The sequence below is a fragment of the Streptomyces griseochromogenes genome (genome assembly GCF_001542625.1).
Lineage (GTDB): Bacteria > Actinomycetota > Actinomycetes > Streptomycetales > Streptomycetaceae > Streptomyces > Streptomyces griseochromogenes.
The window spans coordinates 9,382,575-9,403,654 of the sequence record NZ_CP016279.1; the positions used below are offsets into that span (position 1 = coordinate 9,382,575).

Genomic DNA, 21,080 nt, shown 5'->3' on the forward strand with positions numbered 1-21,080 from the left:
TAGATCCCATGGAAGGATGGCGCAACCCACACATAACGAGGAGATGACCGCGTGCCTGGCACAAACCTGACTCGCGAAGAGGCGCGGCAGCGGGCGAAGCTGCTCACCGTTGACTCGTACGAGATCGATCTCGACCTCTCCGGGGCGCAGGAGGGCGGTACCTACCGGTCCGTGACCACGGTGCGCTTCGACGTCGCCGAAAACGGCGCCGATTCCTTCATCGACCTCGTGGCCCCGGCGGTCCACGAGGTGACGCTCAACGGGGACGCGCTCGATGCGGCCGAGGTCTTCAAGGACTCCCGGATCGCGCTGGCCGGCCTGCTCGAGGGGCGCAACGTCCTCCGGGTCGTCGCCGACTGCGCCTACACCAACACCGGCGAGGGCCTGCACCGCTTCGTGGACCCGGTCGACGAGCAGGCCTACCTGTACACCCAGTTCGAGGTCCCGGACGCCCGCCGGGTCTTCGCCTCCTTCGAGCAGCCGGACCTGAAGGCGACCTTCCAGTTCACCGTGAAGGCCCCCGAGGGCTGGAGCGTGATCTCCAACTCTCCGACCCCGGAGCCCAAGGACAACGTCTGGTCCTTCGAGCCGACGCCGCGCATCTCGTCGTACATCACGGCGCTGATCGTCGGCCCGTACCACTCCGTGCACAGCGTGTACGAGAAGGACGGGCAGAGCGTGCCGCTCGGCATCTACTGCCGTCCCTCGCTCGCCGAGTTCCTGGACTCGGACGCCATCTTCGAGGTCACCCGGCAGGGCTTCGACTGGTTCCAGGAGAAGTTCGACTACGCCTACCCGTTCGCGAAGTACGACCAGCTGTTCGTGCCCGAGTTCAACGCGGGCGCGATGGAGAACGCGGGCGCGGTGACCATCCGCGACCAGTACGTCTTCCGGTCCAAGGTGACGGACGCGGCCTACGAGGTGCGCGCGGAGACGATCCTGCACGAGCTGGCCCACATGTGGTTCGGCGACCTGGTCACCATGGAGTGGTGGAACGACCTGTGGCTGAACGAGTCGTTCGCCACCTACACCTCCATCGCCTGCCAGGCCTCCGCGCCCGGCTCGAAGTGGCCGCACTCGTGGACCACGTTCGCGAACTCGATGAAGACCTGGGCGTACCGGCAGGACCAGCTGCCGTCCACGCACCCGATCATGGCGGACATCCGCGACCTGGACGACGTGCTGGTCAACTTCGACGGCATCACGTACGCCAAGGGCGCGAGCGTGCTCAAGCAGCTGGTCGCGTACGTCGGTGAGGACGAGTTCTTCAAGGGCGTGCAGGCCTACTTCAAGCGGCACGCGTTCGGCAACACGCGCCTGTCCGACCTGCTGGGCGCCCTGGAGGAGACCTCCGGGCGTGACCTGAAGACCTGGTCGAAGAAGTGGCTGGAGACGGCGGGCATCAACGTCCTGCGCCCGGAGATGCGGACGGACGCCGACGGGGTCATCACCTCCTTCGCCGTCCGCCAGGAGGCCCCGGCGCTGCCCGCCGGAGCCAAGGGCGAGCCGGTGCTGCGCCCGCACCGCATCGCGATCGGCCTGTACGACCTCGACGGGGACGGCAAGCTGGTGCGCACCGAGCGGATCGAGCTGGACGTCGACGGCGAGCTGACGGCCGTGCCGCAGCTGACCGGCGAGCGCCGCCCGGCCGTGGTCCTGCTCAACGACGACGACCTCTCCTACGCCAAGGTCCGCCTGGACGAGAAGTCGCTGAAGGTCGTCACCGAGCACCTGGGCGACTTCGCGGAGTCGCTGCCGCGTGCCCTGTGCTGGGCGTCGGCCTGGGACATGACCCGCGACGGCGAGCTGGCCACCCGCGACTATCTGTCGCTGGTGCTGTCCGGCGTCGGCAAGGAGTCCGACATCGGCGTGGTGCAGTCGCTGCAGCGCCAGGCGAAGCTGGCGATCGACATGTACGCCGACCCGGCCGCCCGCGAGGCCCTGCTGACCCGCTGGACCGACGCCACGCTGGCCCATCTGCGCGCGGCCGAGCCGGGCAGCGACCACCAGCTGTCCTGGGCCCGGGCGTTCGCGGCGACCGCCCGCACCCCCGAGCAGCTGGACCTGCTGGAGGCCCTGCTGGACGGCACGCACACGGTCGAGGGCCTGGCCGTCGACACCGACCTGCGCTGGGCGTTCGTGCAGCGGCTCGCGGCGGTCGGCCGGTTCGACGAGGCGGAGATCGCCGGCGAGTACGAGCGGGACAGGACCGCGGCCGGTGAGCGGCACGCGGCCACCGCCCGCGCGGCCCGCCCGACGCCGGAGGCCAAGGCGGAGGCGTGGGCGTCGGTCATCGACTCCGACAAGCTGCCGAACGCCGTGCAGGAGGCCGTGATCGGCGGCTTCGTGCAGACCGACCAGCGCGAGCTGATCGCACCGTACGCGGACAAGTACTTCGAGGTCGTCAAGGACGTCTGGGACGCCCGTTCGCACGAGATCGCCCAGCAGATCGCGATCGGTCTGTACCCGGCGGTCCAGGTCTCCGCGGAGACCCTGGCCAAGACGGACACCTGGCTGGCGGCGGCCGAGCCGAACGCGGCCCTGCGCCGGCTGGTCTCGGAGTCCCGCTCGGGCATCGAGCGCGCGCTGAAGGCCCAGGCGGCGGACGCGGCGGCGTAGCAGTCCGACCACGACGAGGGCGCCCGGTGTGACACCGGGCGCCCTTTTCCATGGACCCGGCGAGGGCGGCCCGGCCGGCCTCGGCCGCATCGATGTCCGCATCTATGTCCGTATCCCGCCGGTGGGCGGCCGGGCGGCGCGGGACGCTGGCCGTATGACCGCATACACCGCACGACCGCTGACGCCCACGGTCCTGAAGGAGCTGCGCGGCCGCGACGACGCGGGCCGGCCCATGGCTCCCTTCACCGACGAGGAGGGCGACGCCCCGCTGCGCTGCTGTCTGCGCCGCAGCATGCCCGGCGAGCGGATCGCCCTGGTCGCGTACGCGCCCCTGCGCCGCTGGGCGGCCGAGACGGGGGCCGACCCGGGCGCCTACGACGAGCAGGGCCCCGTCTTCGTCCACGCTGACGACTGCTCCGGACCGGACACCGACACCCTGCCCTTCACGAACGCCCACCGCACCGTGCGCCGCTACTCCGCCGACGGCCGCATCCTCGGCGGCCGCCTGGTCGAGGACGAGACCGGCTTCGTACCGGCCTTCACCGAGGCCTTCGCCGACCCGGAGGTGGCACTCGTGCAGGTGCGGGCGGTGGAGTACGGGTGCTTCCTGTACGAGGTGCGGCGGCCCTAGGCCGCGGAGCCCAGGCCCGTCGCCGCGTCCCGCAGGGCGCGCAGCACCTTGTCCACGGCCGCTCCCGCCTCCGCGCCCCTGCGCACCGCCGCCACCACATGCCGTACCGGCCGCTCCGGGCCCAGTTCCCGCAGCACCACGCCGTCGCGGCGCGCCGCCGCCGTCCGCGGGACCAGGGCGACCCCCATCCCCGCCGCCACCATGGCCAGGATCGCGGTCCAGCCGGAGGCCGAGTGGCCCTGGTGGGGGCTGAAGCCGGCGGACTCGCAGGCGCGGCGGGTGATGTCGGACCAGGGGCCGCTGCCGCCGAAGATCCACGGTTCGGCGGCGAGGTCGGTGAGCCGTAGGGCGGGGGCCGAGGCGAGCGGGTGGCCGGGCGGGAGAGCGACGTCCAGGGGGTCGGCCAGGAGCGGCACCCTGGTGAAGCGCCCGTCGGCCGTGCCGGGTGCCCGCGCCGCGAGGGACAGGGCGAGGTCCGCTTCCCCGGCGGCCAGCAGCTCGTACGCCTCGGCGGCCTCCGCCTCCCGGACGCGTACGGTCACCGCGGGGTGCCTGGCCCGCAGCGCCAGTACGGCCGGTACGACCAGCGCCGGGACCGCCGTCGAGAAGGCCGCGACCCGCACCTCTCCTGCCTCGCCCTGCGTATAGGCGGTCAACTCGGCTTCCGCGCGCTCCAGTTGCTCGAAGACCGGTTCGGTGTGCCGCAGGACCAGCCGGGCGGCGTCGGTGAGCCGGACCCGGCGGCCGTGGGCCTCCAGCAGGGGCACGCCGAGCTGGGAGGCGAGGTTGGTGAGCTGCTGGGAGACCGCCGAGGGGGTCATGTGCAGGGCCTCGGCCGTCGCGGTGACGGTGCCCCGCTCGCGCAGGGTGCGCAGGATCCGCAGCTTCCTCAGGTCCCACTCGGCCATACGGGCACGTTACCCGCCCCGAGGAGCAGCCGATCGCGGCGGATCACCCAGGCCGAGTTGAGTATCCGGGCTCAGGCCCGGGCCGTCCCCGCGCGGCGAGCATCGGTGCGGCGGCGCAGCCGAGACCGCCGGATCCATCCAGCTGAGACAGTTACGGAGAACCCGCCATGTCCCGACGTGTCGCCCTGTCCCTGGCCGCCGGTGTCGTCGTCCTCGGAGGCGCCGGAGCGGTCGCCATCGCCTACGCCGAGAACCAGCCCCCCGCCCTGGCCCACAGCACCGCCCGCTACACCGCCCCCGAGGGCAAGCGGGACGGCTCGTTCACCTTCACCACCGAGGTCAGGACGTCCTCGGGCGTCAAGAGCCTGAAGGTGCTGCCCTGGCCGGGGAACTCCTCGCTCGCCGAGAAGGAGCCGACCGCCAAGGACATGACCGCGGCGGAGGCGGCCACCTGCAAGCCCGCCGGCAAGGACACCGTGCGCTGCGCCTACAGGACCGGGGTGACCGGCGCCGACGCCGCGTCGTCCCCGCGCGGTTCCTGGCACGTCGCCGTGCTGGCCACCGCCGGGGACGGCACCACCACCCTGGACACGAAGGCGGCGGGATTCACCGTCGGCTGAGCACCGCCGGTGCTCCCGCTCCGGTCAGCGACGGGAGCCCGTACCCAGCACGACCCCGCCCAGGATCAGTGCCATGCACAGGAGCTGGGGCCCGGTGGTGGTCTCGCCGAGCAGCGCCCAGGAGAGCAGGGCCACGCAGACGGGCTGGAGGTAGTAGACGATGCCGGCGCGGGCGGCGCCGATCAGGGCGATGGCCTTGTTCCAGGCGAAGAAGGCGACCGCCGAGGAGGCCACGCCGACGTAGAGGAGGGGCAGGACCGTGCCGGGGGTCGGGCTGAAGCCGCCCTGGAGGGCGAGGCTCGCCGCCTGTACGGGCAGCAGGAGGACGGTGCCGACGAGGAACGTGGTGAACAGGAAGGCGGTGCCGCCCAGTTCGGCGGGCCTGCGGCGCAGCAGGGCGCTGTAGCCGGCGAAGCTGCAGCACGCCGCGACCATCCACAGGTCGCCGGCGCCGAAGCGCGCCCCGCCGCCGACGAGCAGCACCACTCCCGCGCAGGCCGTCAGCAGCCCGGTGGTCCGCCGCGCTCCGAGCCGTACGCCGCCCAGCCGCTCGAACACCGCCATCAGCACCGGCGAGGCGGCCATGATCATGCCCATGGTGGCGGCCGGAGTGGTGAGACCTGCCTGGTTGACGAGGGTGTTGTAGACGGCGACACCGAGCAGGGAGGCCAGGAGGACGTAGCGGAAGTGGCGTCGGATCGGCTCGCGTTGCCGCCAGGCCCGGCGGGCGCCCAGCGGTGCGACGACGGCCAGCGCGATCACCCAGCGCCAGAAGGCGTGCTGCACGGGCGGGACGCTGTCGTGCAGCGCGCGCGAGGTGACGAAGCTGCCGGACCAGACGACCGTGGCGAGGGCGGCGAGGGCGAGGCCGAGCGCGGGGGCGGCGGCCGTGCGGGAGCGGGTGCGGGGAGTGGCGGTCCGGTGCAGGGCTGTGGCCACGGAGATCCTTTCGGTGAGCGGTGTGCGCCTACCGTCCCAGCGGCCGATCTGTCAGGTCCATCGAATCTTTTCGACTGGTCTTTTCAGCAGAACTGAAAGATTGGCTCCTGCCCGTGCCCAGCTGTCCGGCCAGCGTCGCCCCGAAGGCCAGCGCCATTCCCCCTATCTGCACCGGCGTCAGCGCCTGCCCGAGGGCCGCCCAGCCGACGACGGCCGCGGTCAGCGGGGAGAGCGGGCCGAGGAAGCCGACCTGGGTGGCGGTGAGCCGGCCGATGCCGCGGAACCAGAGCCAGTAGGCGACCGCCGTGTTGGCCAGCGCGAGGTAGAGGTAACCGCCGGCCGCCCGGCCGTCGAGTGCGGGCGGGGCGCCCTCGGCCAGGAAGGCGACCGGCGCGATGAGCAGACCGCCCGCCGTGAGCTGCCAGCCGGTGAGCGCGAGCGGGCCGACGCCGTCCGGCCGGCCCCACCGCTTGGTCAGCACCGTCCCGGCGGCCATCGAGCCGGTGGAGGCGACGGCCGCGAGGATCCCGATCGCGTCGAGCGCACCGGCTCCCCGGAGGACGACGAGGCTGACGCCGAACGCGGCCACGACCCCGGTGACCAGCGTGCGCGGGGCGGGCCGCTGCCGGAGCAGCAGCGCCGAGAGGCCCACCACGAACAGGGGCCCGACCGAGCCGACGACGGCGGCCGTCCCCCCGGGCAGCCGGTACGCCGAGACGAACAGCAGCGGAAAGAAGGCCCCGATGTTCAGCGCCCCCAGTACCGCCGCCTTTCCCCACCAGGCGCCGCGCGGCAGCACCCGGGTGAGGGCGAGCAGCAGCAGTCCGGCGGGCAACGCCCGCATCAGGGCCGTGAACAGGGGGCAGTCGGGCGGCAGGAACTGGGTGGTGACCGCGTAGGTGGTGCCCCAGGAGACGGGGGCGAGGGCGGTGAGCAGGACGGTCGCGGACCGTTTCACGATCGGATCCCTTCGGTTTCGTCAGTGGTGGAGGCCGCGCCGGTCCGGGCGGGAGGGGCGGCGGTGCCACCGCGGGTCACGGTCACCGGCAGGGGCCGCACCGCCTCCGCCGGCAGCCGGCGCTCCACCCGGACCAGCAGGGCGGCGGCCAGCGCCGAGGTGAGGACGAGGACGGCCCACGGCGCCCGGCCGTCCAGCGCGAGCAGGGCCGTGAACAGCGACGGCGCCACCGCCTTCGCCAGCGACCAGGACATCTGGTACGCCGCCAGGTACCGGCCGCGCACCGCCTCGGGCGCCGCCGCCATGGCGAGCACCTGGGCGGCGGGGCTGTGGATCAGCTCGCCGAGGGTGTAGACGACGACCACGACGGCCAGGGCGGCACCGAGGACCGTGTCCGAGCTCGGCCGCAGGGTGCCGAGCACGATCTGCGCGGCGAAGGCCGTCGCGAACAGGCCCCCGCCCAGCGCCGCCGCCCGGGTGCGCCGGGCGCCGGCCCGCCGTACCCACGCGCCGACGCCGACGCCGGCCACCGCGCACAGCACGGTGTTGACGGTGAAGGCGGCGCCGCTGAGCGCCGCGGGCCCGTGCAGCCACTCCACGACGAACAGCGGGAAGAGGACCGAGAGGGCCGAATAGCTCAGCGCGTTCAGGAAGTTGGCACCGGTGACGACCAGGAAGGGCCGGTCGGCGAGGACGAGCCGGTAGCCCGCGCCCGCCCGACGCGCACCCGGGGACCCGTCGGCCGCGCGCACCGGCTTCAGCGGGCGCAGCAGCAGCGCCGCCAGCGCGAAGGAGAGGGCGTTGCCCCAGGCCGCGTACGTGTAGCCGGTGCCGCCCGCGAGCGCGATGACCAGCGTGGCCAGCAGCGAGCCCGCCCCGTTGCCGGCGTTCTGCAGCGCCCGCGTCGACGCCTGGAGCCGGTCCCGCCCGGCGCCGCGCGCCACCTCGCCGATCAGGGACTGCTGTGCGGCGGGGAAGGCGCGGTCGGCGGCCGCGGTGACCAGGGCGACGGCCGCGAAGGCGGCGAGGGAGTGGGCGAAGGGGTAGAGGGAGAAGCCGACGACCCGGACGCCGTACAGCGCGTACTGCACGGGCCTCGCGCCGTACCGGTCCACCGCCGCCCCGGCGAGCGGGAGCGCGCCGAGGCCCACCAGGCCGGTGACCGTGAGCACGGCGCCCACGACGGCGAAGGACAGTCCGGTGACGTAGTGGAAGAACACCAGGGTGAACGGGACGTACATACCGGCCCCGACGCCGTTGACGGCGGCGGCGACGGGCAGGGCCCACTCCCCTGGTGCGCGCTCGTCCTTCCGGCTCTTTCTCTGCACGATGCCGCCCCCTTGAAGTGACTTGATGGAAAGTAGCTTAGCGCTAAGCAACTTTCCGACAAGCTACTTTCTTGCGGGTGACCGTCCGCAGAAGCGATACTCGGCACATGAAGGAAGGCCGGCAGCAGCACAAGGACCCCGTCGACGCGATCATCGGCCAGTGGGCGGCCGTGCGGCCCGACCTCGACACCAAGGCGATGGAGGTCTTCGGGCGGATCTACCGCCTCTCGCGCGCCATGGGCGACCGCATGGAGAAGGCCTACGCCGCCTATGGCATCTCGCGCGGCGAGTTCGACGTGCTGTCGACCCTGCGCCGCTCCGGCGAGCCGTACACCCTCTCACCGCGCCAGCTCTCGGCGACGCTGATGCTCACCACCGGCGGCATGACCGGCCGTCTCGACAAGCTGGAGCGGGCGGGCCTGCTGCGCCGCTCCCCCGACCCCCATGACCGCCGCGGCCTGCAGGTGACGCTGACCGAGAAGGGGTTCGACGTCATCGACCGGGCGGTCGGCGCGGGCCTCGCCGTCCAGACGGAGGCCCTGTCCTTCCTCGACGACGAACAGGCCGGCCAACTGGCCGGCCTGCTGAGGGAGTTGCTGGCGAGTACGGAGCGGGCGGAACACTAGCCACGCGGCTCCTGGCCGCCGACGTGTGCGGCCACCGCCACATGAACGGCGGCGGTACAGGCAGCTTCGTCACTGCCGGAGCAGGGGGCAGGGCCGGCTTCGTGCGGCCGTCTGCCGCACCTGCGGCCGCTTCGAGCGGGCAGCATGCACAGAGGGCGCCGTCCTCACCCACGTACGGCGGTGTGCGCGTACGGACGGGAGGACAGGCGCCCTCGGTAAAGAAATCGGGTCGTGCTCAGGCCTTCGCCTTGGCCTGGCCCGGCTTGGTCACCCGGATCTTGGACTTGTCCAGGGCCATCACCAGCCCCGCGATGACCGCGAACAGCACCAGCGGGAGCAGCACGTACAGGCCCAGCGTCGCACCGACGCTCAGGCCCTTGCCGGGGTCGTCGCCGTCGTCGCGGGTGAGCGCGAGGGCGGGGGACGACATGAGCAGCATCATCAGCGTCGTACCGGCGGCCAGGGCGCCGGCGCGCAGGGCGTTCTTCTTGTCCACGTTCTCAAGTTAGCGAACGGCTGCGCGGGCCGCGCGCTCGGGGTGCCCTACCGCGGCCCACCCCCCGTTCCCTCCCTCAGGACCTCCAGCAGTGCCCTCAGGCGGGGCGAGGCCGTCAGTTCCTCCAGTGTCACCGGTCTGCCCGCGGCGGAGGCGATCGGCAGGCGCCAGTTCGGGTACTGGTCCCACGTACCCGGCAGGTTCTGCGGGCGGCGGTCGCCGACGCCGTCCGGGAGCCAGACGCCGACCAGGCGGGCCGGGGTGCGCAGCAGAAAGCGGTGGACGCCCTGGATCTCCGCCTCCTCGGCGGTTCCCGGGGGCCCGGCGGCCGGGGTGTGCAGCAGGCCGAGGCTGCCCAGCAGGGCGAGCCACTCCGCGGTGTCCGCGGTCGCCGCCGCGCGTTCCTCGACAGCCGGGCGGGTGAGCAGGCCGAGCCGGTCGCGCAGGTCGACATGGTCGCCGGTGAGCCGGGCGGCGGTGGGCGGCAGGTCGTGGGTGGTCGCGGTGGCCAGGCAGTCGGCGCGCCAGCGCTCGGGCGGCAGCGGGCGGCCGTCGCCGTCCCAGTCCCGTTCGAACCACAGCACGGAGGTGCCGAGCACCCCGTGCCGCTGCAGCGTCTCGCGCACCCCCGGTTCCACGGTGCCCAGGTCCTCGCCGATCACCACCGCCCCGGCGCGGGACGCCTCCAGAGCGAGCAGGGCGAGCATGGCCTCGGCGTCGTAGCGGACGTACGTGCCCTCGGTGGGCGGGCTGCCCCGGGGCACCCACCACAGTCGGAACAGGCCCATCACGTGGTCGATGCGCAGGGCGCCGGCGTAACGGAAGAGGGCGCGCAGGAGGTGGCGGTAGGGGGCGTGCCCGGAGGCGGCGAGGCGGTCGGGGCGCCAGGGAGGCAGGCCCCAGTCCTGGCCGCGCGCGTTGAAGGCGTCGGGCGGGGCGCCGATGGACGTCCCGGCGGCGAAGTGGTCCTGCTGCGCCCAGGCGTCCGCGCCGTCGGGGTGCACGCCGACGGCGAGGTCGTGCACGATCCCGACGGGCATGCCGGCCTGGCGGGCGGCGTGCTGGGCGGCGCGGAGCTGGCCGTCGGTGAGCCAGGCGAGCCGGGTGTGGAAGCCGACGCGGCCGGCCAGCTCGGCGCGGGCGCGGGCGGTGTCGGCCGAGCGCGGGTCGCGCAGCCCCTCGGGCCAGCGGTGCCAGTCGGCGCCGTGGGTCTCGGCCAGCGCGCACCAGGTGGCGTGGTCCTCCAGGGCCTGGCCCTCCGCGGCGCGAAAGGCGTCGTAAGCGGCCTGCCGCCGCGGTCCGAGCGGAACACGGAGCACCAGTTCCAGGGCCTCGTGCTTCAGCTCCCACACCGCGTCCCGGTCGATGAGGGCGCCCTTGTCCAGGACGGCGGCGCGCAGCCGGTCTGCGCGCTTGAGCAGCGCGCGGATCCGGGCGCGGTCCTCGGGGTCCTCGACGTACGCGAACTCGGGGATCTCCTCGATCCGCAGGTGGACGGGGTCGGGGAAGCGGCGGGAGGACGGCCGGTAGGGGGACGGGTCGGTGGGGGCCCCGGGCACGGCCGCGTGCAGCGGGTTGACCTGCACGAACCCGGCACCGACGGTGCGTCCCGACCAGTCGGCCAGCTCGGCGAGGTCGGCGAGGTCGCCCATGCCCCAGGAGCGCCCGGAGAGCAGTGAGTACAGCTGGACGAGGAGGCCGTAGGAGCGGGCGGCGGGGGTGGGCAGCCGGTTCGGGGCGACGATGAGGTGGGCGTGTGCGCCGCGTCCGTCGGGTGCGGTGGCGCTCACCCGGTGCACACCGGCCGGCAGGCCCTCGGCCGTGTCCCGGGTCTCGCCCTGCTCGGTCTCGATGCTCAGGCGGGTGCCGGGCGGCAGTGCGGCGAAGGCGTCGGGCAGCCCCTCGGTGCCGTCCCACCGGACCACGGTCGGCGGCAGCAGCCGTTCGCGCAGCTCGCGCTCCCGTTCGGCGAGCGCGGCGCGGACGGCGTCCGGGGTGTCCGCGTCCACCCCGAGGGCGGTCAGGGCGGCGACCACGGCGGCGGTGGAGACCCGGACGGTGCGGTCCGGGGACGGGCTGTAGGAAGTGGCGACCCCGTGCAGCTCGGCGAGCCGCGACAGCTCCTCGTCGTCGTGCGCCGCGGCCATCTACAGCCCCGGGCCGAAGAAGTCCGGGACCGGGTCGGACTCGCTGGTCAGCGGGGCGACGTCGGCGAGCGGCGGCTCGCTGGTGAGGGGCTCGGCATCGGGCAGCGGCGGCTCGCTGGTCAGCGGCGCCTGCGCGCAGGGGCTCTCCGCGCTGAAGGCGCACTCCTGTCCGCCGAGGGTCTCGGCGGACGGCTCCGCCACGGGTTTCCACTGGGCCGGAATGACGAGATGAGCCGGTGCGGCCACGGGGGCCTCCTTCTCGAAGCAGCTTGGGTCGGATGACCGAGCCCTACCCAGTGGGCGCGATGCCAGACGTGCTCGGAGAGAACAACGTCCGGACGTGACCCTTCACTATTCACTCAGTACATGTATCTAGTGCATACTGATCTCCATGAGCACCCGGCACATCCTCCTGGGGCTGCTCGAGGCGGGGCCGAGCCATGGCTACGACCTCAAGCGGCGCCACGACGAACGCTTCCCGCAAGCCCGTCCGCTGGCCTACGGGCAGGTCTACACGACCTTGCAACGCCTGGTCCGGGACGGTCTCGCGGAGGTCGACGGGACCGACGCCGACGGCGGGCCGGAACGCACGCGCTACCGGTCGACGGACGACGGAGTGCGCGAACTGGCCCGGTGGGCCGGCGCGATCGCCGCGCCCGTGCCCTTCGTGGCGAACGAGATCTTCACCAAGATCGTGGTCCTGATCCTGGCCGGCGGCGATCCGGCCGCCTATGTACGCGCCCAGCGCGCCGCCCACATGGAACGGATGCGGGAACTCACGGCCGTGAAGACCGCCCCCGGCGCCGATCTGGCGACCGTACTCTCGGCCGACTATGCCCTCAACCACCTCGACGCCGACCTCCGCTGGCTGAACACCACGGCGGCCCGGCTGACCACTCTGACCGCGGAGGTCGACGCAGCATGAGCAACAGGGGGGACTCCTCGGTGCCGCTTCTGGCGGGCCGGGACCTGGTCAAGGCGCACGGCAGGACCGAGGCGCTGCGCGGCGCCTCGGTCGAACTGCGCGCGGGCGAGATCCTCGCGGTGACCGGGGCGAGCGGCAGCGGAAAGTCGACGCTGCTGCACTGCCTGGCGGGGATCGTGCGGCCGGACGACGGCGCGGTGGTCTACGACGGGGTGCGGCTCGACCGGCTGCCGGAGAAGCGGCTCAGCGAGCTGCGCCGTACCGACTTCGGTGTGGTGTTCCAGTTCGGGCAGCTCATCCCCGAACTGACGGCCGTGGACAATGTCGCGCTGCCGCTGATGCTGGGCGGCGCCGACCGCGCCGGGGCCCGGGAGAGGGCCGGCGAGTGGCTGGAGCGGTTCGGGGTGCGCGGGCAGGAGGAGCTGCGGCCGGGCGAGCTGAGCGGGGGCCAGGCACAGCGCGTCGCCCTGGCCCGGGCGCTGGTGACCGGTCCCAAGGTGGTCTTCGCGGACGAGCCGACGGGAGCCCTGGACTCCCTGGCGACCGAGCAGGTGCTGACGGCCCTGGTGCACACGGCCCGCGAGTCGGGCACGGCGGTGCTGCTGGTCACGCACGACGCCCAGGTCGCGGCGTACGCGAACCGCGAGGTGCGGCTGAGCGACGGCGCCGCGGTGCCGGCGGAGGTGGCGGCGTGACGACCCGTGTGGGCGGCGGATGGACCGCCGATGTACGGCTCGCCTGGCAGCTCACCCGCGGCTCCGACCGGCAGGAGTGGTGGCGGATCGGGCTGACCGCGGCCGGGGCCGCGGCGGCGACGGGGATCGCCCAGGCCGCCGTCGCCCTGGCCTCGCTCCAGGGGTACTACTCGGTGTCCGTCGGCAGCGGCCTGCTGAACAACCCCGGTGAGCGTTCGGGGGTGGTGGCCGGCCTGCTGCTTCTGCTGGTGCCGGTGCTGGGGTTCCTCGGGCAGTGCGCCCGGATCGGCGCCGTGCACCGCGACCGGCGCCTTGCCGGGTTGCGGCTGGCCGGCGCCGGCCCGGCCCAGGTGCGCCGGATCGCCGCGCTGGAGACGGGGCCCGCCTGTCTGCTGGGCTCGGCCCTCGCCACCGCCGTCGCGGTGCCGGTGATGCCGGGTGTGTGGGCCGGCCCGCCGACCGGGGCCTGGGCCGGGATGGCACTGGTCGCCCTCGGGGTGCCGGTGCTGGGCGCGGCGGCGGGCGCGCTGGCGCTGCGCCGGGTGGTCGCCTCACCGCTCGGGTGGGTGCGCCGGGTGCGGTCCGGCAGCGGGCGGGGGCCGGGGCTGGTGTTCGCCGGCGGGGTGCCGGTCGTACTGCTCCTGGCGTTCTGGGCCGTCGCGAACAGTTCCGCCAGTGGGCCGGGGCGGCTGCAGCTGACGTTGTTCGGTCTGGTCATCGTGGTCGGAGCGGGCACGGTGTGGCTGGCCGGGGGCACGGCCAGGCTGGTCGGGCGGGTGCTGGCGGGCCGTGCCCGTTCGGCGGCGACACTGATCGCGGCGGAACGGCTGCGCGACGATCCGTGGGCCATGGCCCGCACGCACGCGGCCGTCCTGCTGGTCACGATCGTCGGCACGGGCTTCGTCGGCGTCCGCCAGGTGTTCCTCGCCGGCGTGTACGACATGAGCCGCGACGACCAGCTCGGCATGCCGGTGTCCTTCTACACGACCGGCATCGACCTGACCGGCGCCGCGGTCCTGCTCGCCGTCGCGATCACCCTCTCCGGCCTCGCCGTCGGCACCGCCGAGTCGCTGGCGAACCGTCGCCGGGGCCTTGCCGCACAGGTCGCCGCCGGGGTGCCGCGTGCGGTGCTGGGCCGGGCGCTGCTCCTGGAGACCGCGCTGCCGCTGGCCCCCGCGGTCGCGCTGGGAGGAGTGGGCGGCATGGCGATCGGCACCGTGTACGCCTCGCTGACCGCGGGCGGTGTCACCCAGGCCGTGCCGTACGTCGCGCTGCTGGTCCCGCTGGGCATGTACGCGTGCTGCCTGCTGGCGGCGGCCACCTCGCTCCCCCTGCTGCGCCGCTCGGCGCGCCCGGCGGAGCTGCGCTACGCCTGACCCCCGAGGCATGTCCGGCCCCGGGGCACGGGGGACCCCGGGGCCGGATCGCACGCGTGGCCCGGGAGCTGTCCCGAGTACGCGAAGGCCCGGATCGTCAGGCGGAAATGCCGTCGATCCGGGCCAGGGCGTCGTCCGCGCCGTACGGCTGCAAGTAGGGCAGCCAGCGCGGGTCCCTATGGCCGGTCCCGATGATGCGCCAGGCCAGACCGGTGGGCGGAGCTGGTTTGTGACGCAGCCGCCAGCCGATCTCGACGAGGTGTTTGTCGGCCTTCACGTGGTTGCAGCGGCGGCAGGAGGCCACCACGTTGTCCCAGACGTGCTTGCCCCCGCGGCTGCGCGGGATGACGTGGTCGACGCTGGTTGCGACGCCACCGCAGTACATGCACCGGCCCCCGTCGCGGGCGAAGAGCGCGCGTCGGGTGAGAGGAACGGGCCCCCGGTAGGGGACCCGGACGAATCGCTTGAGCCGGACCACGCTGGGTGCGGGGACTGTGACGGTTGCGCTGTGCATAAAGGCGCCGGATTCCTCGAGGGAGACAGCCTTGTTCTCCAGGACGAGGATGAGCGCGCGGCGGAGCGGTACGACGCCGAGCGGCTCGTACGACGCGTTGAGAACCAGGACATGCGGCACGGGTGCCTCCTTGGGCGTCGGCGGCGCGTGGCTCGCGCCGGGACGATCTGCAGTCAGTCTCCCCTCATGCCTGGTGAACGCGCCACCATGTCCCGGTAACGGGCTGGGAGTGTTTTCGACCACACCCGATACATCCCCCAGTTCACGGCCTGTTCAAGCCCGGGTGAGACCGGTCTCTCCTGCGCCCCTCCTTCGCGGAACGGCGCGGTCCACACACGATGCCCCGTTAGTGTGGTGGTTGAGTCCGTCCGGTGATCCTTTCGTGACCATGACCGCCCACCGGAGCGGACCCCGCAGCACCATGGAGGTACCTGCCGTGTCCCTGCCCGACGTCCTACTGGCCGCCGGAGCGACGCCGTCCCCGTCCCCCTCGGGGTCGACGCCCCCGGCCGTGCCGAGCCTGCAGGATGCCCAGGAGAGCGCGACGAACGCGGCGAGCTGGGTGGAGCAGAACTGGTCGACCTGGCTCGCGATGGGCCTGCAGATCCTGCTGATCCTGGTCGTGGCGTTCGTGCTCAGAGCGGCGGTACGGCGGGCGATCACCAAGCTGATAGACCGGATGAACCGGACCGTGGAGTCGGTGGACGGCACCGCGCTCGGCGGGCTGCTGGTCAACGCCGAGCGGCGCCGGCAGCGCTCGCAGGCGATCGGCTCGGTGCTGCGCTCGGTGGCGAGCTTCCTGATCCTCGGCACGGCCGCGCTGATGGTGCTGTCCACTTTCAAGATCAACCTGGCGCCGCTGCTGGCATCGGCCGGTGTGGCCGGTGTGGCGATCGGTTTCGGCGCGCGGAACCTGGTCACGGACTTCCTCTCCGGCGTGTTCATGATCCTGGAGGACCAGTACGGCGTCGGCGACACGATCGACGCGGGCGTGGCCTCCGGCGAGGTGATCGAGGTCGGGCTGCGGGTGACCAAGCTGCGCGGCGACAACGGTGAGATCTGGTACGTCCGCAACGGCGAGGTCAAGCGGATCGGCAACCTCTCGCAGGGCTGGGCGACCGCCGGGGTCGATGTGACCGTGCGGTCGGGCGAGGACCTGGACCGGGTGAAGGCCACGCTGGACGAGGTCGCCACGCAGATGAGCAAGGAAGAGCCCTGGAACGAGCTGCTGTGGAGCCAGATCGAGGTGCTCGGCCTGGACTCCGTGCTGATCGACTCCATGGTGGTCCGCGTCTCGGCCAAGACCATGCCGGGCAAGTCGGTGACGGTCGAGCGCGAACTGCGCTGGCGCATCAAGCGGGCCTTCGACGCGGCGAGCATCCGCATCGTGGGCGGGGCGACGGCCGCGGAGGACGTGCAGGACACCCCCGACCCGGCGGCGGCGGTGGCGGCCCCGTCGGTGTACTCCAACGCCGACTCCCCGCAGTCGGCGGCCACGACACCGATCACTCCGCAGCAGCGGTCGGCGCCGAAGTAGGGCGCCCCGGCCGCCACGCCCGCTCCCACGCCTCCGAGGTAACGACTCCGTTTCCTCGGGGGCGTTGTCTATTGACGCCCTCTTCGTCCTGGGCTTACGTTCCTCCCACCCGAATAGGAAAGTTTCCTAACAGTGATCTTCCGGCGGCCGTTGATCACGGCTGGACGTCATGGTCAGGTCACTGGGAAGCTGGGCAGTCGGAAAGGCAGGTGTCGACCCCCATGGCAGGAACCGCCGGTACGCCGGGCACCCCGCGCGTCCTGCGCGCCATGAACGACCGCGCCGCCCTGGACCTCCTGCTGGAGCACGGGCCGCTGTCCCGCACCCGGATCGGCAAGCTCACCGGCCTGTCCAAGCCGACCGCCTCCCAGCTGCTGGCACGCCTGGAAGCGGCCGGACTGGTCCGGGTCACCGGCACCAGCGAGGGCCGTCCCGGCCCCAACGCCCAGCTGTACGCCGTCAACCCCACGGCCGCCCACGCCGCCGGACTCGACGTCACCCCGAACCGCATCCGCGCCGCCGTCGCCGACATCACCGGCCGCACGGTCGGCGAGTACGAACTGCCCACCCCGGGCCGCCACCCGGACCGGCCCGTCCTCCAGCAGGTCACCGAGGCCCTGGACGGCGCGGTGAAGGCGGCGGGGCTGGCCCGGGACGACGTCCACCGGCTGGTCATCGGCACTCCGGGCGCCTTCGACCCGGGCACCGGGCAGCTGCGCTACGCCTCCCACCTGCCCGGCTGGCACTCCCCCAGCCTGCTCGGCGAACTCGCCGCCGCGCTGCCGATGCCGGTGGAGTACGAGAACGACGTCAACCTCGTCGCCATCGCCGAACAGCGGCTCGGCGCGGCCCGCGGCCACGCGGACTTCGTCCTGCTGTGGAACGAGGAGGGGCTCGGCGCCGCCCTGGTCCTCGGCGGCCGGCTGCACCGGGGCTGGACCGGCGGCGCCGGCGAGGTCGGCTTCCTGCCGGTGCCGGGCACACCGCTGGTGCGCCAGGTGACCAAGGCCAACAGCGGCGGCTACCAGGAGCTGGCCGGCTCCCAGGCCGTGCCGAGGCTCGCCCGGGAACTCGGCATCGAGGACGTGCCGACGGGGCCGCACGCCGAGGCCGCGGCCGAACTCGTGGCGCGCGCCGCCGACCACGCGGGCGGGCCGCACCGGGAGCTGCTGCAGACCTACGCGACCCGGCTGGCCACCGGTCTCGCCTCGCTCGTCTCCGTGCTCGACCCCGAACTCGTCATCCTCAGCGGCTCCGCCCTGACGGCCGGCGGCGAGGTGCTGCGCGCCCTCGTCCAGGCCGAGCTGGAGGAGCTGGCGGCGGCCCGCCCCCGGCTCGTCGTCGGCGACGTCCGAGAACACCCCGTACTGCGCGGCGCGTTGGAGTCCGCGCTCGCCACCACCCGCGACGAGGTCTTCGACACCTCGCGCTAGCCCGCAGTCCCCCCTTCTCCGCCTTCTCCCCCTTCTCACACCCACCCCGCCCCCGGGAGACCTCGCCATGCCCGAAGTCGCACCCTCCGTTGCCCGAAAGGCGGCTTTTGCCGTAACCGCCTCCCTCGCTCTCCTCACCACCGCCTGCACCGGCCAGTCCGGCTCCGGCGCCACCGACGACGCCTCCAAGGACACGACGATCAACTTCTGGCACGCCTGGAGCGCGCCGAACGAGGTGAAAGCGGTCAAGTCGCTGGTCGCCGGCTTCGAGAAGGCGCACCCCAACATCCACGTGAACATCGTCGGCAACATGACCGACGACAAGATCAACCAGGCGCTGCGGTCCGGCGGCGACCAGGCCCCCGACGTGATCTCCTCGTTCACCACCAACAACGTGGGCAAGTTCTGTTCCTCGGGCGCGCTGGTGGATCTGAACCCGTTCCTCAAGAAGTCGGGGATCGACCCGGAGACGACCTTCCCGAAGACGATGAACGAGTACACCCAGTTCGACGGCAACCGCTGCACGGTGCCACTGCTGGGCGACGCGTACGGCCTCTACTACAACAAGACGGCGTTCGAGAAGGCGGGCATCGCCGCTCCGCCGAAGACCTGGTCGGAATTCGAGGCCGACGCGAAGAAGCTGACCATCACTCAAGGGGACGGCTACAAGCAGCTCGGTTTCATGCCGGACTACCACGGCTGGGAGTCCACCACCGAGCACTACTTCGCCCAGTTCTCCCCTACGTACTTCGACAAGAACGGAAAGTCCGCCCTCGCCGAGGACCCGGCGTTCGAAAAGGGCTTCACCCTGCAGAAGCGGCTCGTGGACGAACTCGGCGGATTCCAGAAGCTGGAGAAGTTCCGGGCCACGCTGGGTGACGAGTGGGGCCCGAAGCACCCCTTCCACACCGGCCAGGTGGCCATGCAGCTCGACGGCGAATGGCGGCTCGGCATGGCCGAGCAGGCCAAGCCGGGCTTCGAGACGGGCGTCGCCCCGCTGCCCGTCCCGGACGACCAGGCGGACCAGTACGGCAAGGGCTACATCACCGGCACCATCGCGGGCATCGCCGCCACCAGCCACAAGCAGAACGCGGCCTGGGAACTGGTGAAGTACATGACCACGGACACGGACGCGGTGGTCGGCTTCGCCAACGACATCCACAACGTGCCCTCCACGCTCGCCGCGCTGAAGTCCCCGAAGCTGAAGTACGACCCCCGGTTCAAGACGTTCCTGGACATCGCCGCGAACCCGGAGTCCACCACCACTCCCGCCTCGATCAACGGCGGTGTGTACCTGGTGACGATCCAGCAGTTCGGCTACGACTACGAGAGCGGCAAGGCCACCGATCTGAAGGCAGGTCTGAAGAAGACGGCCGCACAGATCGACACGGACATCGCGCAGGCGAAGTAGCCCATGAGCACGATCACCCTCGCCTCCAAGCGCCGCAGGGCGGCGCTGCGCACGGCCGCCTTCATGTCGCCCTGGCTCATCGGCTTCGCGGTCTTCTTCGCGTATCCGCTGATCTCGACGGTCTATTTCTCGTTCATGCACTACGACGGCTTCAAGCCGCCGACGTGGAGCGGAACGAAGAACTGGACGTACGTCTTCGAGCACTACCCGCTCTTCTGGCCCGCCCTGCGCAACACCCTGTGGCTGGTCGTCGTCATGGTGACCCTCCGGGTCGTCTTCGGACTCGGCGTGGGCCTGCTCATCACGAAGATCAGGACCGGTGCGGGTGTCTTCCGCACCCTCTTCTACCTGCCCTACCTCGCCCCGCCGGTCGCGGCGACGATGGCCTTCGCCTTCCTCCTCAACCCCGGTACGGGCCCGGTCGACTCGATCCTGGAGAAGGCGGGCATCCCGGCGCCGGGCTGGTTCAACGACCCCACCTGGTCCAAGCCCGCCCTGACGCTGCTGGCGCTGTGGGGCATCGGCGACCTGATGGTGATCTTCATGGCCGCGCTGCTGGACGTACCGACGGAGCAGTACGAGGCGGCGGAGCTGGACGGGGCGTCGGCCTGGCAGCGGTTCCGCTATGTCACCCTGCCGAACATCTCGCCGATCGTGATGTTCGCGGTGGTCACCGGCGTGATCCAGACGATGCAGTACTACACGCAGCCGCTGATCGCCGGGAAGGTCGCCTCCGGTGTGATCCAGGGCGCGGGCACCCAGTTCGAGCCCGGCTATCCGGACAAGTCCACGCTCACGCTCCCCCAGCTCGTCTACAACCTCGGCTTCCAGCGCTTCGACTACGGCTCCGCGTGTGTCGTCGCCCTCGTGCTCTTCGCCCTGTCGATGGTGTTCACCGCGTTCCTGATGCGGCGCCGGGGCGGTCTCATCCAGGCAGGTGACTGACCATGACCCAAGTACTGGACCAGCCGGTGAAGCCGGCGCCGCCGGTGTCCGGAGCGGAGCGGACCGCCCGCCGCAGGGCGCTGCTCGAATGGATCGCGATCCACTCCCTCGGCGTCGCCGCCGCCCTCTTCTTCACGCTCCCCTTCGTGTTCGTGTTCCTGACCTCGCTGATGAGCGACTCGCAGGCGCTCAGCCGGGATCTGATCCCGCACACCTGGGAGTGGGGCAACTACCGGAAGGTCTTCGACACGCCCGGGTTTCTGACCTGGTGGAAGAACACGCTGGTCTACGCCGGTCTCGGCACCGTACTGACCGTGGCGTCCTCGATCCCTGTGGCGTACGCGCTGGCGAAGTTCCGCTTCCGGGGCCGCAACCTGTCACTCATGCTGGTGATCTCGATGATGATGCTGCCCCCGCAGGTGATCATCATCCCGATGTACCTGTTCTGGGCGAAGCAGCTGGACCTGTCGGGCACGCTGTGGCCGCTGATCATCCCGATGGCGTTCGGGGACGCGTTCTCCATCTTTCTGCTGCGCCAGTTCCTGATGACCATCCCGAACGAATACGTGGACGCCGCGAAGGTGGACGGCTGCGGTGACCTGCGGACCCTGCTGCGGGTCGTCCTGCCCATGGCGAAACCGGGCATCGCCGCCGTGGCCCTCTTCCAGTTCTTCTACGCCTGGAACGACTACTTCGGCCCCCAGATCTACGCCTCGGAGAACCCCGGCGCCTGGACCCTCTCCTACGGCCTGGAGTCCTTCAAGGGCGCCCACCACACCGACTGGAACCTCACCATGGCCGCGACCGTACTGGTCATGGCCCCCGTGATCCTCGTGTTCTTCTTCGCCCAGAAGGCGTTCGTCGAGGGTGTCACGCTCACCGGAGTGAAGGGTTGATCCGTACATGCTGCATCTCCCCGGGGGACAGCCCCCGGACCCCCGGCCGATGATCGTCGTCTCCGACGCCCGGAAG

Annotated in this window: 20 protein-coding genes; 12 read left to right on the forward strand and 8 right to left on the reverse strand. The window is 72.2% G+C overall.

The genetic code is table 11. The annotated features are described in order from the left end of the window. The first annotated feature begins 51 nt into the window (after window positions 1–51). Complete coding sequence (pepN, locus tag AVL59_RS40795) at window positions 52–2,619, forward strand: aminopeptidase N (RefSeq protein ID WP_067314558.1); 2,568 nt, start codon at window positions 52–54, stop codon at window positions 2,617–2,619. A gap of 154 nt (window positions 2,620–2,773) precedes the next feature. Further along, the gene (locus AVL59_RS40800; protein WP_067318370.1) at window positions 2,774–3,250 is read left to right on the forward strand and encodes a DUF1203 domain-containing protein; all 477 of its coding nucleotides are present in this window, start codon (window positions 2,774–2,776) and stop codon (window positions 3,248–3,250) included. On the opposite strand, the gene AVL59_RS40805 is transcribed toward AVL59_RS40800, so the two are convergent. Further along, on the reverse strand, window positions 3,247–4,158 hold the full coding sequence (locus AVL59_RS40805) for a LysR family transcriptional regulator (protein WP_067314560.1): 912 nt from the start codon (window positions 4,156–4,158) through the stop codon (window positions 3,247–3,249). The two genes, AVL59_RS40800 and AVL59_RS40805, sit on opposite strands and share 4 nt — an antisense overlap. Window positions 4,159–4,325: 167 nt before the next feature. Between AVL59_RS40805 and AVL59_RS40810 the strand changes: the two genes are divergently transcribed. Beyond that, window positions 4,326–4,778, forward strand: a complete 453-nt coding sequence (locus AVL59_RS40810) for a DUF5707 domain-containing protein (RefSeq protein WP_067314561.1) — start codon at window positions 4,326–4,328, stop codon at window positions 4,776–4,778. Between the two features lie 24 nt (window positions 4,779–4,802). Here AVL59_RS40810 and AVL59_RS40815 read toward each other — a convergent pair whose 3' ends face one another. Genes AVL59_RS40815 through AVL59_RS40825 form a run of 3 tightly spaced genes read right to left on the reverse strand, consistent with a single transcriptional unit; the run spans window position 4,803 to window position 8,003 of the window. Next, complete coding sequence (locus tag AVL59_RS40815) at window positions 4,803–5,717, reverse strand: DMT family transporter (RefSeq protein WP_067314563.1); 915 nt, start codon at window positions 5,715–5,717, stop codon at window positions 4,803–4,805. A gap of 28 nt (window positions 5,718–5,745) precedes the next feature. Continuing rightward, window positions 5,746–6,675: an EamA family transporter gene (locus AVL59_RS40820; RefSeq protein WP_067314565.1), complete on the reverse strand. Its 930-nt coding sequence runs from the start codon at window positions 6,673–6,675 to the stop codon at window positions 5,746–5,748. After that, on the reverse strand, window positions 6,672–8,003 hold the full coding sequence (locus AVL59_RS40825) for an MFS transporter (protein ID WP_067314567.1): 1,332 nt from the start codon (window positions 8,001–8,003) through the stop codon (window positions 6,672–6,674). The genes AVL59_RS40820 and AVL59_RS40825 overlap by 4 nt, the downstream gene beginning before the upstream one ends. 107 nt (window positions 8,004–8,110) lie before the next feature. Between AVL59_RS40825 and AVL59_RS40830 the strand changes: the two genes are divergently transcribed. After that, window positions 8,111–8,629, forward strand: a complete 519-nt coding sequence (locus AVL59_RS40830) for a MarR family winged helix-turn-helix transcriptional regulator (protein WP_067314569.1) — start codon at window positions 8,111–8,113, stop codon at window positions 8,627–8,629. Window positions 8,630–8,864: 235 nt separating this feature from the next. Here the strand turns inward: AVL59_RS40830 and AVL59_RS40835 are convergent, their stop codons facing one another. The 3 genes from AVL59_RS40835 to AVL59_RS40845 are packed head-to-tail and all read right to left on the reverse strand — an operon-like array spanning window position 8,865 to window position 11,518. Next, window positions 8,865–9,125, reverse strand: a complete 261-nt coding sequence (locus AVL59_RS40835; RefSeq protein ID WP_067314571.1) for a hypothetical protein — start codon at window positions 9,123–9,125, stop codon at window positions 8,865–8,867. A 47-nt stretch (window positions 9,126–9,172) separates the two neighbouring features. After that, on the reverse strand, window positions 9,173–11,272 hold the full coding sequence (malQ, locus tag AVL59_RS40840) for a 4-alpha-glucanotransferase (RefSeq protein ID WP_067314573.1): 2,100 nt from the start codon (window positions 11,270–11,272) through the stop codon (window positions 9,173–9,175). After that, window positions 11,273–11,518 (reverse strand): hypothetical protein, encoded by a 246-nt coding sequence (locus AVL59_RS40845; RefSeq protein ID WP_067314575.1) that lies wholly within the window; start codon window positions 11,516–11,518, stop codon window positions 11,273–11,275. Between the two features lie 145 nt (window positions 11,519–11,663). On the opposite strand from AVL59_RS40845, the gene AVL59_RS40850 reads away from it, so the two are divergent. Genes AVL59_RS40850 through AVL59_RS40860 form a run of 3 tightly spaced genes read left to right on the forward strand, consistent with a single transcriptional unit; the run spans window position 11,664 to window position 14,268 of the window. Then, a complete protein-coding gene (locus tag AVL59_RS40850; RefSeq protein ID WP_067314576.1) occupies window positions 11,664–12,197 on the forward strand; it encodes a PadR family transcriptional regulator in 534 nt (177 codons plus the stop codon). Continuing rightward, a complete protein-coding gene (locus AVL59_RS40855) occupies window positions 12,194–12,892 on the forward strand; it encodes an ABC transporter ATP-binding protein (protein ID WP_067314578.1) in 699 nt (232 codons plus the stop codon). The genes AVL59_RS40850 and AVL59_RS40855 overlap by 4 nt, the downstream gene beginning before the upstream one ends. Then, window positions 12,889–14,268, forward strand: a complete 1,380-nt coding sequence (locus AVL59_RS40860; RefSeq protein ID WP_067314580.1) for an FtsX-like permease family protein — start codon at window positions 12,889–12,891, stop codon at window positions 14,266–14,268. The genes AVL59_RS40855 and AVL59_RS40860 overlap by 4 nt, the downstream gene beginning before the upstream one ends. 97 nt (window positions 14,269–14,365) lie before the next feature. Here the strand turns inward: AVL59_RS40860 and AVL59_RS40865 are convergent, their stop codons facing one another. After that, on the reverse strand, window positions 14,366–14,902 hold the full coding sequence (locus AVL59_RS40865; protein WP_067314582.1) for an HNH endonuclease: 537 nt from the start codon (window positions 14,900–14,902) through the stop codon (window positions 14,366–14,368). Between the two features lie 316 nt (window positions 14,903–15,218). On the opposite strand from AVL59_RS40865, the gene AVL59_RS40870 reads away from it, so the two are divergent. The 5 genes from AVL59_RS40870 to AVL59_RS40890 all read left to right on the forward strand — a co-directional run bounded on the left by AVL59_RS40870 (window position 15,219) and on the right by AVL59_RS40890 (window position 21,004). Then, window positions 15,219–16,319: a mechanosensitive ion channel family protein gene (locus tag AVL59_RS40870; RefSeq protein ID WP_237281807.1), complete on the forward strand. Its 1,101-nt coding sequence runs from the start codon at window positions 15,219–15,221 to the stop codon at window positions 16,317–16,319. 221 nt (window positions 16,320–16,540) lie between these two features. Then, window positions 16,541–17,752 carry an ROK family transcriptional regulator gene (locus tag AVL59_RS40875; protein ID WP_067314583.1) on the forward strand — a complete coding sequence of 404 codons (1,212 nt, stop codon included), beginning with the start codon at window positions 16,541–16,543 and terminating at the stop codon, window positions 17,750–17,752. A 67-nt stretch (window positions 17,753–17,819) separates the two neighbouring features. Further along, a complete protein-coding gene (locus AVL59_RS40880) occupies window positions 17,820–19,163 on the forward strand; it encodes an ABC transporter substrate-binding protein (RefSeq protein WP_067314585.1) in 1,344 nt (447 codons plus the stop codon). Between the two features lie 3 nt (window positions 19,164–19,166). Further along, a complete protein-coding gene (locus AVL59_RS40885) occupies window positions 19,167–20,108 on the forward strand; it encodes a carbohydrate ABC transporter permease (protein ID WP_067314587.1) in 942 nt (313 codons plus the stop codon). A gap of 2 nt (window positions 20,109–20,110) precedes the next feature. Continuing rightward, a complete protein-coding gene (locus tag AVL59_RS40890) occupies window positions 20,111–21,004 on the forward strand; it encodes a carbohydrate ABC transporter permease (protein WP_067314588.1) in 894 nt (297 codons plus the stop codon). Window positions 21,005–21,080: the final 76 nt, after the last annotated feature.